This window comes from Ruegeria sp. CDSC045 (assembly GCF_059610725.1).
Genome location: NZ_JBXWOE010000013.1, coordinates 50,729 through 63,888, shown reverse-complemented (window position 1 = coordinate 63,888; position 13,160 = coordinate 50,729). Strand labels below are relative to the sequence as shown.

Sequence of the window (13,160 nt, the reverse complement as noted above, 5' to 3'; positions counted from 1 at the left end):
TGGGTTTTTCCTAACTTGCCTGTGCCAGCAGTGAGGCATTGCCCCCGGCTGCAGTGGTATCGATACAGATATGACGCTCCAACAGGCATCGGTCTGCAAAATTCTCGTCGTTTATCAATGGAATGAGGGCACCTTTTTTGTTCACCAATGCACGACGCATTTGGCGCAAGTCATCTTCTGGTGCCCAGCTCACTACAGCATCAAACCCGACCAACTGTGCCAACTGAGCGGGATCAAGCCTGCCATCCGCTGCACCTAAGCCTGTCGCTCCAGGAGCCACAATGACCGCCGAGCATCCGTTCTCCCGAGCCATTTTAGCCTGCTTTGCTGCGGCCTCAGCTGTTGGCCCAAGGCATAGGAACACACCCCGCCCATAGGTCGATAAGACGTTGCTTTCACCTGTTGGTCCCGGCAGTTCTTGACGGTTGAGTGGGGTGCGCGCAGGTCTTGGAGCTGTTGCAAGGGCTTTTTGCACAGCGGCAAGGTTAGCGACGGGAGCATCTCCAACATCAAGGCTGCGAACTTTTGGCTGGGCAAATCGTTTAACGTAAGACGGGCCACCCGCTTTAGGTCCGGTGCCTGAAAGACCTTCGCCGCCAAAAGGCTGAGACCCAACGATGGCCCCGATCTGGTTTCGATTGATGTACATATTCCCCACATTCAACTGTGAGGTTGCCTGCTCGACCCGGTCATCAATGCGGGTATGCATACCAAAAGTCAGACCATACCCTGAGGCATTGACTGCCTCGATCACTGCATCCAGTTCGGAAGCCTGATAGGTGGCAATGTGCAACACCGGACCAAAAATCTCTTTACTCAGATCGGCAATGCCGTTCACGCGAACAACAGTTGGGGGCACGAAAGTACCTTCCCGTGGGGCGTCCAGCTGTTTGAGTACGCTGCTTTCAGCACGGGCTGCGGCAATGTAATTGTTGATCTCAATCTGGGCTCCCTCGTTGATTACTGGACCAACATCGGTGCTGTAATTCCAGGGATTGCCCACCACCAGTTCATCCATCGCGCCATAGAGCATGGCCTCAAATGTTGCCGCGACATCTTCTTGCACATATAGAAGCCGCAGTGCCGAGCAACGCTGCCCAGCAGACTGGAAAGCCGAAGCGACAATGTCTTTGATTGCCTGTTCCGGCAGCGCAGTGCTGTCCACGACCATGACATTCAACCCGCCTGTTTCAGCGATCAAAGGCGCGGCAGGGGCAATTTCTTCTGCCATCGACTTGTTGATTGTCATCGCAGTGTTTGTCGACCCGGTGAAGCAGATCCCACTGACCCTCGCATCTGAAGTCAGCCGCGCACCGACCACCGACCCACGACCCGGCAATAGTTGAATACTTGATGCCGGAACGCCCGCTTCTATCATTAGGCGCACGACGATTGAGGCAACAATTGCCGTTGGATCCGCTGGTTTTGCCAGGACCGCATTGCCCGCCGCCAGTGCGGCCGAGATTTGACCCGTGAAAATCGCCAAGGGGAAATTCCACGGTGAGATGCATGAGATGATACCGCGAGCAGGCAGCGTCAATTCAATGGCGCGGGCAGCGTAGTACCGCAGGAAGTCTACTGCTTCGCGCAGCTCTGCGATAGCATCCAGTGGAGTCTTACCAGCCTCTCGAGTTAAAGCTGCAAAAAGCTCGCCAAAGTTTTCTTCGTAAAGGTCTGCAGTCTTGTTCAGAACTTCTGAGCGTTTCTGTGCTGGCGCATCCCATTTGGCCGCACTTTCCAGCGCAATTTCTACATCTTCAGGGGCAGATTGAACGACTTCACCAACCGTATCGGTGTGATCAGCTGGGTTGATCACTTGGCGCGTCGAGGCACCTTTCACTTCCCCTGCAATAATCGGGCCCGTCGACCAGATATGCGAACGGAATGGCGAGCGGGCTGCTTCAATGTCATCAATATCGTCCAGATCGTGCAAATCCCAACCTCTGGAGTTCAAACGCTCTTCACCCCAGAGCGCCTTGGGCTCGATCACAGCCGCGTTTTTGGCATCTGCGGAATACTCTTCAAATGGATCTGCTGCCACTACTTCAGCTGGAACTGTCTCATCAACAATCTGGTTCACAAAAGATGAGTTGGCACCGTTTTCGAGCAGCCGGCGAACTAGATAGGCCAAAAGGTCACGGTGGGCACCAACCGGAGCATAAATCCGACAGCGTGTGCCATGTTGTGACAGCACCAAATCATGTAAGGACCCGCCCATCCCATGTAAGCGCTGAAACTCAAAACAAGTGGTATCATCCGCCAGTTCCAAAATACTCGCGACGGTGTGTGCATTATGAGTGGCAAATTGTGGATAAATTCTATCAGTCATGCCCAGTAGCTTTTTGGCACAGGCAATATATGAAATATCGGTGGCGACTTTTCGGGTGAAAACAGGAAAACCTTGCAGGCCTTCAACCTGACAACGTTTGATTTCTGTATCCCAATATGCGCCCTTCACCAGGCGGACCATGACTCTACGATCAAGTTCAGTCGCCAATGTGTTTAGCCAGTCAATCACCTTTCCAGCACGCTTACCGTAGGCTTGCACCACCACGCCAAAACCATCCCAATTCGCTAGTGATGGATCACGCAAGACAGCTTCAATTACGTCGAGCGACAGGTCCAAACGATCCGCTTCTTCAGCATCAATGTTTAATCCCATGCCCGCCGACTTGGCTTGTTGCGCCAACTCCAGAGTCAGAGGGACTAACTCTTGTAACACGCGCACTTTCTGCCCGACTTCATAACGCGGGTGCAGCGCAGAGAGTTTGATGGAAATTCCAGGGTTTTCGCGAATGTCAGCGGATGTGCATTCACCCGACAAAGCCTGGATCGCATTTTTATAAGAGGTAAAGAAATCTTCCGCATCCCCTGCGGTCAGCGCTGCCTCTCCCAACATGTCGTAGGAATAGGTATAGCCCTGTCTTTCCTTCTTCTTCCCTCGCTTTACTGCTTCTTGAATGGTTTGGCCCAACACAAATTGCGCGCCCATTTCTTTCATGGCACGACCGACGGCCACACGAATGACAGGTTCACCCAATCGTTTGACCGCTCCCCTCAGCGCTGAGGTGACACCGGTTCCATCTTGCAAAACTTTGCCTGTGAGCATTAGTGCCCATGTCGAGGCATTCACCAAAGAAGAGTTTGATTTCCCGAGATGCTCTCCCCAAGCCGAAGGCGCTATTTTGTCTTCGATGAGCGCATCGATGGTCTCCGCATCTGGCACCCGCAACAGCGCCTCGGCCAGGCACATCAATGCAACGCCTTCATTCGTAGATAGCCCATATTCGGCCAAAAACACTTCCATCAGGCCTGGATTGTCATCGGAGCGAATGGATTGAACCAGCTCAACCGCTCTTACATGCGCCCCTGTTTTCTCGCCCGCGGATATGTTGGCTTCGTCCAGCAAGACTTGAATGATTCTTGCGTCGTCTTGAAGGTTCGCGTCGCGGATCGCGTCGCGAATTGCAGGCAAATTACTCATGATCATCCCTCCTTGCGGTGTGATGTTCTGTATACCGCCCACTCAACAGTATTTGTGCCTTATTTCTTGCAAAATCAGGGTAAGAGTGTTTTATCTCCTAGAGTTTGCAGACTAAGAGGGTTGAAAAGTGGATAATTCAGGGAAAATTGACCGTCACGACATAGAGATTCTGAAAATCTTAAGTAAAAATGGCCGGTTAACGGTTAGTGAGCTTGCCAACAGAGTCGGATTATCCAAAAGCCCCTGCCAGGTGCGTTTAAAAAGATTGATTGCGGATGGCGTCATTCTAGGGTTTCGCGCGGTGTTGAACCCGCGTGAGCTTGGGGTCGAGCAAGTGGCCTTCATAGAAGTCAAACTGACAGATACCACTGAACCTGCACTAAAGGCGTTTGATAATGCCGTTCGCGATGTGCCCGAGATTGAGATGTGCCACATGATTGCAGGTGCATTTGACTACCTACTGAAAGTGCGAACGAAAGATATGAAGAACTATCGCAAGGTTCTGGGTGAAACCGTGTCTTCCTTACCGTTTGTCGGCAACACTTCGACGCATATTTCAATGGAAGCTGTCAAAGATAACGCCTACTAGGCCCACCGCAATACATCCGTCTTGACGACACGCAACGATGTCAACTTCGGCGCACTCAAAACTAGGCTCCGTTTGTAGGTCGGGGCGAAATGACACTCTAAGCGCGACGCTTGCATCACCGCATGCACGCCGCATAATTAAATCAACCAGATGAACCAAACCCTCCCTTAGTTTACGCCGCTCTTAGTGCCAAAAACTCTGACGACGGACATAGGCACACCACCCAATAAAACGCCGCGACCGCCGTGAGATATCTCCAAAGCCGATGCGCCAACCTGAAAGGACATACGGCCGGCAACCTAACTCATCGCCTTAAGAATCGGTAGACCGAATATCGTTAGTAGAAATAGTCTGTTTGCAGAACAACATGTTTTTGAAAATAACGCCGCTTGAAAGAGATCATGTAAGGCGCCAGCTTGAAAGATTTTCCGTACATTATGTCGTTCAGAGCTAACTCAAACAAGCAACTCAAAAATTTTGCAGCCGAACTGACCCCAATCCTTTAACGTGATCTACTGTTGGCGAACATGTTTCCTTGGACCAAACAATGAACCAAGTCTGTACCCATCGGACTGGTTCCTGATAGGGAGAGCCGTCATATTCATTTGGCCGCCCCATTGGTGTCCTGATGCAGTTCCTGACCTTCAAACGCTTCAAAAGCCAGCCAGATATGCCAGATTTTCATCGAAAAGTACGCTAGCGCCAGACATGCGATCAAAATGTACATCGCAGTCCGAAACCTCGGCTCCTTTTCAGTTCTGTCGGTCATCTTGACCTGCCCACAATACATAGAGGGTCAGCATTTTGATTTCTTCGGGCGTCAGACGGCTTTGCCATCCCGGCATCACACCTGCACGCCCATATTCGAGCGTTTCATGTAGGGCCTCTCGGGAACCGCCGTAAATCCAGGCGTGGTCCGTCAGACTTGGTGCACCGATTTCCAAACCTCCGGCGCCATTGTCACCATGACAACTCGCACAATTATCCGCAAAAATCTCTGTGCCACGTACCGATGCTTCTGCATCATGCTCCTGCCCGGAGATGTTCAGAACAAATTCAACGACATCGTCGATTTCGTTGGATGGCAACATCTCGTCCCGCCCGAACGCCAGCATTTCTGCGTACCGCGTCTCATCGCTTGTGTGATTTATGCCGTGTTGAATTGTGAATTCAATTTCCTCGGGAGTTCCCGACCACAACCAGTGACCATCTGTGAGATCTGGGAAACTGTATTGACCCTTCAGGTCACGCCCATGGCAGGCCGCACAATTGTCCCGATAAAGGACACCAAATGTATCGCTATATCGATCCCTTAACCTTCTGTTTTCTACCAATTCAGCCAATTCACTTTGCGAAACTAGGGTAAAGGCTTCTCGCCTGAGCGATCGTCCTTCCGCTACCTTCGCAGAAACTTCCGAGCGCGAAGAATACCCAAGCAGACCCTTTGTATATCCGCTCATCGATGGCCATGTCGGGTACAAGAGCCACAGTATCACAGCGACCGCGATACTCAGCCACAACCAGATCGATATGGCCCGTGGTACCGGGGTGTTCAGTTCCTTGATACCATCCCACTCGTGGCCAGTAGTGTGCTGCCCGGTTTTCTTGTCTAACTCTGAGGTCATCTATCGATCTCCTCGGAGGATAGTGGCGAAACCGACGCTTTGTCATACATGGCTTTTCGAGAAGGCCAATAAGTCCAAACCACTGCCGCAAAAAACACAACTGCCAGGTAGATGGCCCCCCAGGTCTTGGAGAAAACAAGCACCGCATCATGTGTCATCGAGCAATCTCCTCAACGTCCACAGCTTCGAAATCGACCAGAGTACCGAGCATCTGAACATAAGCGACAAGCGCGTCCATCTCAGTCAGTCGATCCGGTTGGCCGTCGAAATCACGGACCTGAATCAGCCCGCCATAACGCTCGTTCAGGTCATCTTCGAAATAGGCGTCGACATCGGCTTGATTTCTAGCGTCTGTTTCTGCGTTGGCGATTTGTTCATCCGTGTAGGGAACGCCTGTACGTTGCAGCGCGGTTAGTGAAGCGGACAGATGCCCGGTTGCAAGCCGGGTGTTCGACAAAAATGCATAACCAGGCATGACTGAACCTTCGACCACCTCTCGAGGATTTTCCATATGCAGGACATGCCAGTCGTCGGAATACTTGCCGCCGACACGCGCAAGATCTGGACCAGTTCGCTTGGAACCCCATTGGTGCGGGTGGTCGTACATGCTTTCTGCCGCAAGGCTGAAATGACCGTAACGGTCGACGTCTGACTGTAGAGTCCGGATCATCTGGCTATGGCAGGCATAGCAACCTTCGCGGACATAGATGTCCCGGCCCGCAAGTTCCAGCGGTGTGTATGGTCGCATGCCGTCAACTTTTTCAACCGTGTTTTCGATGGTGAATAGCGGGGCGATTTCAAAAATCCCTCCCAACGAAGCAACGAAAAGGATCGCCATGGCAAAGCCAATGGAATTGCGTTCTAGTTTCTGATGGCGTGTGCTCATGTTATTATTCTCCCGGCTGCATTAGCGGGCGTTGGGCCGGGCTGGTTTCTGCTTTTTTTGGACCGCTAACGGTTCGGTAAATATTGTAGGCCCCGATGCAGGCACCTAGCAGATAGAGGAAACCACCGACCGCACGTGCCACATAGTAGGGATGCATCGCATCCACAGTGTCTATGAAGGCATAAACAAAGGTGCCATTTGGATTGTAAGTCTGCCACATCAGGGATTGCGTGATGCCGCTGTTCCACATAGCGCCAACGTAAATCAACGTACCGGATAGGGCGAGCCAGAAGTGCCAGGCCTCCAGCCGCAACGAATAGGTGCCCTCGCGTTGCCAGACCCAGGGGACCATTTTGTACATCGCTCCGAAGGTGATAAATGCCACCCATCCTAGCGCACCGGCATGCACGTGCCCCACTGTCCAATCGGTATAATGGCTAAGCGTATTCACCGGTCGAATTGCCAGAAATGACCCTTCGAACGTTGCGAGACCATAAAACAGGATCGCCACCATCATGAATCGCACGGCAGGGTCAGTACGGACTTTGTCCCAAGCGCCGTTCAGTGTGAGAATTCCGTTGAAAACCGAACCCCAACTGGGCACCAGTAGGATAATCGACATTGTCATGCCCAGATATTGCACCCAGTCTGGAAGAGCGGTGTAATGCAGGTGATGAGATCCGGCCCACAAATAGAGAAACGTAATACCCCAGAACCCAATGATCGACAGGCGGTATGAATAGATGGGCCTTCCGACAGCCTTGGGTAGAAAATAATACATCATCCCCAGAAAGCCAGCAGTCAGCAAAAAACCTACGGCGTTGTGACCGTACCACCATTGCGTCATGGCATCCTGAACACCTGCAAACAACGAGTAGCTTTTAGGGTATGAGATCGAGACGGGTATCGCCAGATTGTTGACGATATGCAACATCGCAATCACAACGATGAAGCCCAGATAATACCAATTCGCAACATAGATATGCGGTTCTGCCCGGCGGGCAAGCGTGCGTAGATATAGCCACAGATAGGCCACCCATGTGACCAGTAGGATCAAATCCGCATACCATTCAGGCTCGGCATATTCGCGCGATTGGGTGATGCCCAACGGATAACCGGTCACTGCAAGCAGAACGAATAGATTATACCCGCCAAACACGAACCATGGGAAAGTTTCACTGGCCAAACGTGCGCGTGAGGTACGCTGAACAACGTAGAACGAGGTCGCAATCAATGCGTTACCGCCGAACCCAAAGATAACTGCTGTGGTATGGATCGGGCGGATGCGACCAAAGTTGCTCCAGTACATGTCACCATTCAGTGCTGGGATCGCCAGTTGCCATGCCAGCACGTCACCGATTGTAAAACCAATCAACCCCCAAGCAAAGCAAGCGAGAACGCCCCATTTGATAACCTCGTCTTGATAAGCCAGCGGGATATCTGGAGCGGGGTCCGACAACTTGTTGATCAGATAAATAAGGCCCCAACCTGCTGTGATCGCAATGATCCATCCATGCAGAACGTAGCCGATCGGAACCCCCCAACCAAGGATCGCAACACCGAGTATGAATACTGCTGAGACAGCTAGCAGACTTGGAACGTGGGAAAAGTACCTCACTGATCTGATCATTTCCCAGTCTCCTGCACGGTCGAAACCTCACGATAAAACTCGACATGAAACTTCATTTTTCCAACAGGGTTCACTTTGTGCAGTTCTTGCGGGACAATCACGGCGGTCTGGCCCTCTACGACCCGCTCGGGCTGCTGGTGGATACGCGTGTAATCAAGCGAACCCTCAGATACGACGATCAACCCCCAGGATTTGGGCTTGGTACTATGATCCTTCAACAGTGCGGCAGGAACCGTTTCCTGGGTAAAGACCTTTGTCTGCGCATATTTCTCGACGTTTTTGGGCAGGGAGAGATTCATGACATTATCCTTGAAACAGATCGCAATACGCATGCCAGGTCGCATAACCGAGGATTGGGAATATGAAGATCAGCCCCACCAAGCCGGTCAGCAATCCAATCAAGATTGCGACACAGACGACAAACGCCCAGCAGATCATCAGCTTAAAATTGTAAGTCGTGGCGTTGAAACTGAGACCCATTGCCGAAAAGCAGTCCATTTCTCTGTTAACCAACATAGGGATGGAGAAAACTGAAATCGCAAACCCAAGTGCCGCGAACAGCCCTCCAATGATGCCGCCTACAATAACAGTCGAGATGCCTTGAGGAGTTGCAAACAGGGTTCTCATAGTTTCGCCGAAACCTGGAAAGGGAACCAGACCGAAGAAGACAGCGAAAATCAGCGTTGCTGCTCTTATCCATGTCAAGGCAAACACCATAAGGATAGTACCGGCCAGAAATATTTGGCCAGGTGAGGCGACGCGATCATCTCCCCTGCCCTGCGCCCGACTGCTGATCCGATACAGTCCGATCGTCGCAAGCGGACCTATCAGCATACCACCAGCCAGCGCAGGAAGTATCATCCACCCCAGGTCGAACAACCACAGCCCCAGCAGTAGGATCCAACCCAGGGCAAACAGACAAGCGCCGTAGAAAAATGACGCCCCAAGATGGTCGCGGAAATCAGCTACTGCCAAAGTCAGCCAGCGGCGCACGACCTCATGTGGTGGTTCAACAACGATCCGGGCTTTTTGAAACTCATTTGGGACTTCAGGCGTATCCATCCTCAGGCCTCCACCTGTACTTTAAAGGCGTTAGAACGAGAGGCAGTCCACAGACCCAGCGCCAGTAAGGTCGCGCATTTTATTAACTCTGCACCGACAAACGCGAGGTGCAAAACACGGCTCGTTACCATTTGCCCATTCATGACCAAATCCGTTTGTTCAGAGAGTTCCGGCATGATCACAGCGCGCTGCACTGCGAATGCCAAAATGGCGATAAAGATCAGTTTTGGCGCAAATGAATTTGAGCAATATGCCACAATAAACGCGATTCCCGTCAGCAGGAATTCGGCGTAGCCAATCCACCTAAATTGCGCTCGACCAACTTGCAGTAGTTCCGACAAAGCCAGACCTTCAACGCTGAATTTAGCAGGGGCTGCTATCAAATTGCCGCCAAGGGATACCCCGGCCCAAACAAGAGCAGTGGCAACTAACGCTATGCTTAGACTACGCTGCATTGTCGTCGACCCTACCGGTTACTATTGCGTTCTCTAGGTTTTTGGACATGCGTCGCACCCTTAACATCATATGATGCTTTGCTTCTTCAGTTGGCGCGAGTTGATCCAGTGTCTGCTCAAACAGCTCTATCCAAATTCCAAAATGTTGCGGCATAATTACGGGAAGCACCGCCTGGGCTTGCACTGGCTTGCCAGAATAAGTTCCAGCATTCAGTGCAACCGAGCACCAGAACCTTTCCATTTTCCCAAGATGGTTCTGCCAATGGCTGCCCAGTTTTTCCACAAATATCGGCCGAAGGACCGGATGCCTCCTGACCTTTGTGTAAAAGGCCGCTACCACAACGTGAATAAACAATTCGGTCACGCCAAAACCATTTGCCCGCTGTCGTAACTGCAGCCTTTTCAATTCAGCATAAGAGGCGGTGTTGGTTTCAATAGGCATAGCACAACTCTCAGAGGTTTCCGATCACATACGATTTATATTTGGTATTTATAATACCTATTATAAATACTACGCGTAACGGATCAAGTCGAAAATCGGCATCAACCCTTTGCATCGTTTGAATTGGATGGAGCAAGCATGAGCGATCAACCAAGGATCGGACTGTCACGGACACAAATCGAACAGGTCGTCGCACAGTTCTATGGGCATGTTCGGCACAATGACGTACTTGGCCCGATTTTTGTTGATCACGTATCGTCCAGGGATGAACACGAAGCAAAGATCGCAAGCTTCTGGGCAAGCGCGTTACTGTACGAAAGGTCCTACTCCGGCAATCCAATGCAAGTTCACCTCGCTGCCGGGAACGTAGAGCGCGGGCACTTCGCAATCTGGTTGGATCTGTTCGACACAGTTCTTCATGACCAGCTTCCGGCGGAATTGGCAGAGGCATGGTCAAACTTGGCCCACCGAAACGGGCACGGTCTGAGTTATGGTGTCTCTGATCACTATCGAACAGCTTCCGAAGTTCCAAAATTTTAAGACCCATGTCGTGCTTTCCTGATTGGCTATCTCCACCGTCAGTTTCAGACGGTGCCTGACCCATGCCGCCTTATGCAACAGCTCGCGAAAGGGCACATCGAGACCAGAGCTCGCTGAGTGCAGAACAGAGCCGCTCTAGATCGTGATCGGAATGCACTGGACCGGGCGTTATGCGTAGACGCTCAGACCCTTTGGGAACCGTCGGATAGTTGATCGGCTGAACATAAATGCCGAATTCTTCTAGAAGACAATCGGAGATGAATTTACATTTTCTCGGATCACCAATCATGATGGGCACGATGTGACTGTCATTGTGCAGATGCGGAATGCCAAGCTCATCCAGGTGTGCTCTTAGCTTCGAAACTTGCCGACGTTGAGCCATACGCTCGGATTGGCTGTTTTTAAGGTGCCGTATTGATGCGCACGCGCCCGCAGCAAGTGCCGGGGGAAGGGCGGTTGAGAAGATAAAACCCGAGGCAAAAGAGCGGATGAAATCAACAACAGTATCAGCTGCTGCAATATACCCCCCCATTACGCCAAATGCTTTACCCAACGTGCCTTGGATAATATCAACCCTGCCCATTTGGCCTTCCTGCTCGGCAATACCACCACCGCGCGGCCCATAGAGCCCGACTGCATGGACTTCATCAAGGTACGACAAAGCGCTGTACTGTTCACAAACATCCAAAACTTCGTTCAGCGGGCAAATATCTCCATCCATCGAATAAACGGATTCAAAGACCACAAGCTTCGGCACATCGGGGTCAGACTCACGCAACAACTTGTCAAGATGCTCTACGTTATTATGTTGCCATATTCGCTTTTCAGCACGCGAATGGCGAATACCCTCGATCATTGATGCATGATTGTCGCTGTCAGAATATACGATGCAGTTCGGTAGCCGCGCTGCTAGCGTGCCAAGTGCGGACCAATTGGCGACGTAACCCGATGTCATCAGCAGCGCAGCCTTCTTAGCATGCAAATCCGCCAACTCGCGCTCGAGGAGAACGTGGAAATGATTTGTGCCCGAGATGTTGCGGGTGCCGCCCGCCCCCGCCCCGCACTTTTCAATGGCGTCATGCATCGCTGCTAAGGTAGCGGGATGCTGGCCCATGCCGAGGTAGTCGTTTGAGCACCAGACGGTTGTTTCGCGGGCATCACCGTCAGGCAGGTATCGTTTGGCTTGGGGGAACTCTCCCATCTTCCGTTCAAGGTCGGCAAAGTAGCGATAGTTGTCCTCGTTTTTCAACGTCTCCAGCTCCGCCGCGCAGAATGCTTCAAAATCCATGTCCTGGGGTCTCCGAGCTTGAAAGGTAAGCTTGCATTGGGTCGTGGCTGTTGTGAGGGGCCGCCCCGCTCAGATCCGTGAGTGTTTTTGGTGGCGGGACGGCCTAGCGACTGCCTGGCAGGCTAGTCGTTGCGGCGTGACCAAGAGACTGCGTACGCCGGGCTTCGTAGTGCGAAGACCTCATCTTGTGGGGCGCTAACACCCTTCGACAGAAGTGATGGATCGAATACCTGGACCTGACCGTGGTCACTGTTGTCCAGCGCTTCAATTCGCAGCTCGCCAAGAGTGATTTCCCGGTGTGCGCCCTCCCATGGAACGGTTGGATCTGAAAGGGTGTCTCCCGAATTGGCGACAACCAGTTTGACCATCCAGCTGACTGCTCCAGCGGCAAGTTTTTGCGCTAATGTGTCCTGTAGAAAGTCGTCTGACTGCGCTGCCAGCTCATGTTCGGACAGACCCTGACGTCCTGCGATGGGTTCCAGGTAGATGCGGGCGGATAGGTCACCCTTTGTCGTTGCGATGCAATAAGCATGACCCGAATGATACTCTTCGGTCGAGTAGCAGCGGCAGGGTGCTGTCGACTTAAGATGGACCTGATGCGCTATGGTGTTGGGGTTTGCGGCGTTGAAAGCCGCGACCTTTTCGGGGTTTGGCCCGCCGATGTTTGGATCAGGAACACGTGCCGCGAGAAAGGCTAGGAATTGCTCCGCCGAGTTTGCGAAAAACACCGGTGCCGAGATCAGTGCCATCGACCACCGATCATCCTGCTCGCCTATCGTAAGTCCAATACCACGAACAGTAGGGCTTTTGTCGCTGATACCTGGCTTGCCGCCTCCGATTGAGAACCGGGCTGATACAGGCTGTTCCGATACGAGCAGAGGGATATCCGCTTCATGAGCATCTTCGGATGGAATAAAACGTCCCTTCACAGCAATACCCTTAGCATGTGAAGCGCGGAAGCCCTTGTGGCGCCCAAACGTCCCGTTGAGTGCGTCGATGAGTGTTGCAGCTTGGGTCACGGTTGTCATCTCCTGTAGCTTTATTCGCGTGGCGAGTGCATGCGATCAAGTATTGGCATAAGATCGTGCACGATTATATGTACTAACTATATATTATTGACACCTACTGCTTGTCAATAGATAAGTATCGCACACGATTT

General features: G+C 52.0%; 14 protein-coding genes and 1 pseudogene. 2 read left to right on the top strand and 13 right to left on the bottom strand.

Annotated features, from left to right (window positions below):
* Positions 1–10: 10 nt before the first annotated feature.
* The gene (gene putA, locus AC2FH6_RS18955; protein ID WP_496703941.1) at positions 11–3,484 is read right to left on the bottom strand and encodes a bifunctional proline dehydrogenase/L-glutamate gamma-semialdehyde dehydrogenase PutA; all 3,474 of its coding nucleotides are present in this window, start codon (positions 3,482–3,484) and stop codon (positions 11–13) included.
* A 127-nt stretch (positions 3,485–3,611) separates the two neighbouring features.
* Between putA and AC2FH6_RS18950 the strand changes: the two genes are divergently transcribed.
* Positions 3,612–4,073: an Lrp/AsnC family transcriptional regulator gene (locus AC2FH6_RS18950; protein WP_496703940.1), complete on the top strand. Its 462-nt coding sequence runs from the start codon at positions 3,612–3,614 to the stop codon at positions 4,071–4,073.
* Between the two features lie 212 nt (positions 4,074–4,285).
* Here the strand turns inward: AC2FH6_RS18950 and AC2FH6_RS18945 are convergent.
* The 10 genes and pseudogenes from AC2FH6_RS18945 to AC2FH6_RS18900 all read right to left on the bottom strand — a co-directional run.
* A pseudogene (locus AC2FH6_RS18945) lies at positions 4,286–4,402 on the bottom strand (alanine dehydrogenase); the annotation flags it as partial.
* 272 nt (positions 4,403–4,674) lie between these two features.
* A complete protein-coding gene (locus AC2FH6_RS18940; protein WP_496703939.1) occupies positions 4,675–4,842 on the bottom strand; it encodes a hypothetical protein in 168 nt (55 codons plus the stop codon).
* Complete coding sequence (gene ccoP, locus AC2FH6_RS18935) at positions 4,826–5,698, bottom strand: cytochrome-c oxidase, cbb3-type subunit III (protein WP_496703938.1); 873 nt, start codon at positions 5,696–5,698, stop codon at positions 4,826–4,828. The genes AC2FH6_RS18940 and ccoP overlap by 17 nt, the downstream gene beginning before the upstream one ends.
* Positions 5,695–5,856, bottom strand: a complete 162-nt coding sequence (locus AC2FH6_RS18930) for a cbb3-type cytochrome c oxidase subunit 3 (RefSeq protein ID WP_496703937.1) — start codon at positions 5,854–5,856, stop codon at positions 5,695–5,697. Before AC2FH6_RS18930 ends, ccoP begins: the two co-directional genes overlap by 4 nt.
* Positions 5,853–6,584 (bottom strand): cytochrome-c oxidase, cbb3-type subunit II, encoded by a 732-nt coding sequence (gene ccoO, locus AC2FH6_RS18925; RefSeq protein WP_496703936.1) that lies wholly within the window; start codon positions 6,582–6,584, stop codon positions 5,853–5,855. Before ccoO ends, AC2FH6_RS18930 begins: the two co-directional genes overlap by 4 nt.
* A 4-nt stretch (positions 6,585–6,588) precedes the next feature.
* Positions 6,589–8,214 (bottom strand): cytochrome-c oxidase, cbb3-type subunit I, encoded by a 1,626-nt coding sequence (ccoN, locus tag AC2FH6_RS18920; protein WP_496703935.1) that lies wholly within the window; start codon positions 8,212–8,214, stop codon positions 6,589–6,591.
* Positions 8,211–8,513: a TehB family protein gene (locus AC2FH6_RS18915; protein ID WP_496703934.1), complete on the bottom strand. Its 303-nt coding sequence runs from the start codon at positions 8,511–8,513 to the stop codon at positions 8,211–8,213. Before AC2FH6_RS18915 ends, ccoN begins: the two co-directional genes overlap by 4 nt.
* Positions 8,514–8,517: 4 nt before the next feature.
* Positions 8,518–9,207 carry a DUF2189 domain-containing protein gene (locus AC2FH6_RS18910; RefSeq protein WP_496703933.1) on the bottom strand — a complete coding sequence of 230 codons (690 nt, stop codon included), beginning with the start codon at positions 9,205–9,207 and terminating at the stop codon, positions 8,518–8,520.
* A gap of 71 nt (positions 9,208–9,278) precedes the next feature.
* Positions 9,279–9,731 (bottom strand): hypothetical protein, encoded by a 453-nt coding sequence (locus AC2FH6_RS18905; RefSeq protein WP_496703932.1) that lies wholly within the window; start codon positions 9,729–9,731, stop codon positions 9,279–9,281.
* Positions 9,721–10,173, bottom strand: coding sequence for a group III truncated hemoglobin (locus AC2FH6_RS18900; RefSeq protein WP_496703931.1), 453 nt, complete (start codon positions 10,171–10,173; stop codon positions 9,721–9,723). The genes AC2FH6_RS18905 and AC2FH6_RS18900 overlap by 11 nt, the downstream gene beginning before the upstream one ends.
* 138 nt (positions 10,174–10,311) lie before the next feature.
* On the opposite strand from AC2FH6_RS18900, the gene AC2FH6_RS18895 reads away from it, so the two are divergent.
* Positions 10,312–10,713: a group III truncated hemoglobin gene (locus tag AC2FH6_RS18895; RefSeq protein ID WP_496703930.1), complete on the top strand. Its 402-nt coding sequence runs from the start codon at positions 10,312–10,314 to the stop codon at positions 10,711–10,713.
* 70 nt (positions 10,714–10,783) lie between these two features.
* Here the strand turns inward: AC2FH6_RS18895 and hemA are convergent, their stop codons facing one another.
* Both hemA and AC2FH6_RS18885 read right to left on the bottom strand, forming a co-directional pair.
* Complete coding sequence (gene hemA / locus AC2FH6_RS18890) at positions 10,784–12,001, bottom strand: 5-aminolevulinate synthase (RefSeq protein WP_496703929.1); 1,218 nt, start codon at positions 11,999–12,001, stop codon at positions 10,784–10,786.
* Between the two features lie 122 nt (positions 12,002–12,123).
* On the bottom strand, positions 12,124–13,020 hold the full coding sequence (locus tag AC2FH6_RS18885; protein WP_496703928.1) for a catalase: 897 nt from the start codon (positions 13,018–13,020) through the stop codon (positions 12,124–12,126).
* Positions 13,021–13,160: the final 140 nt, after the last annotated feature.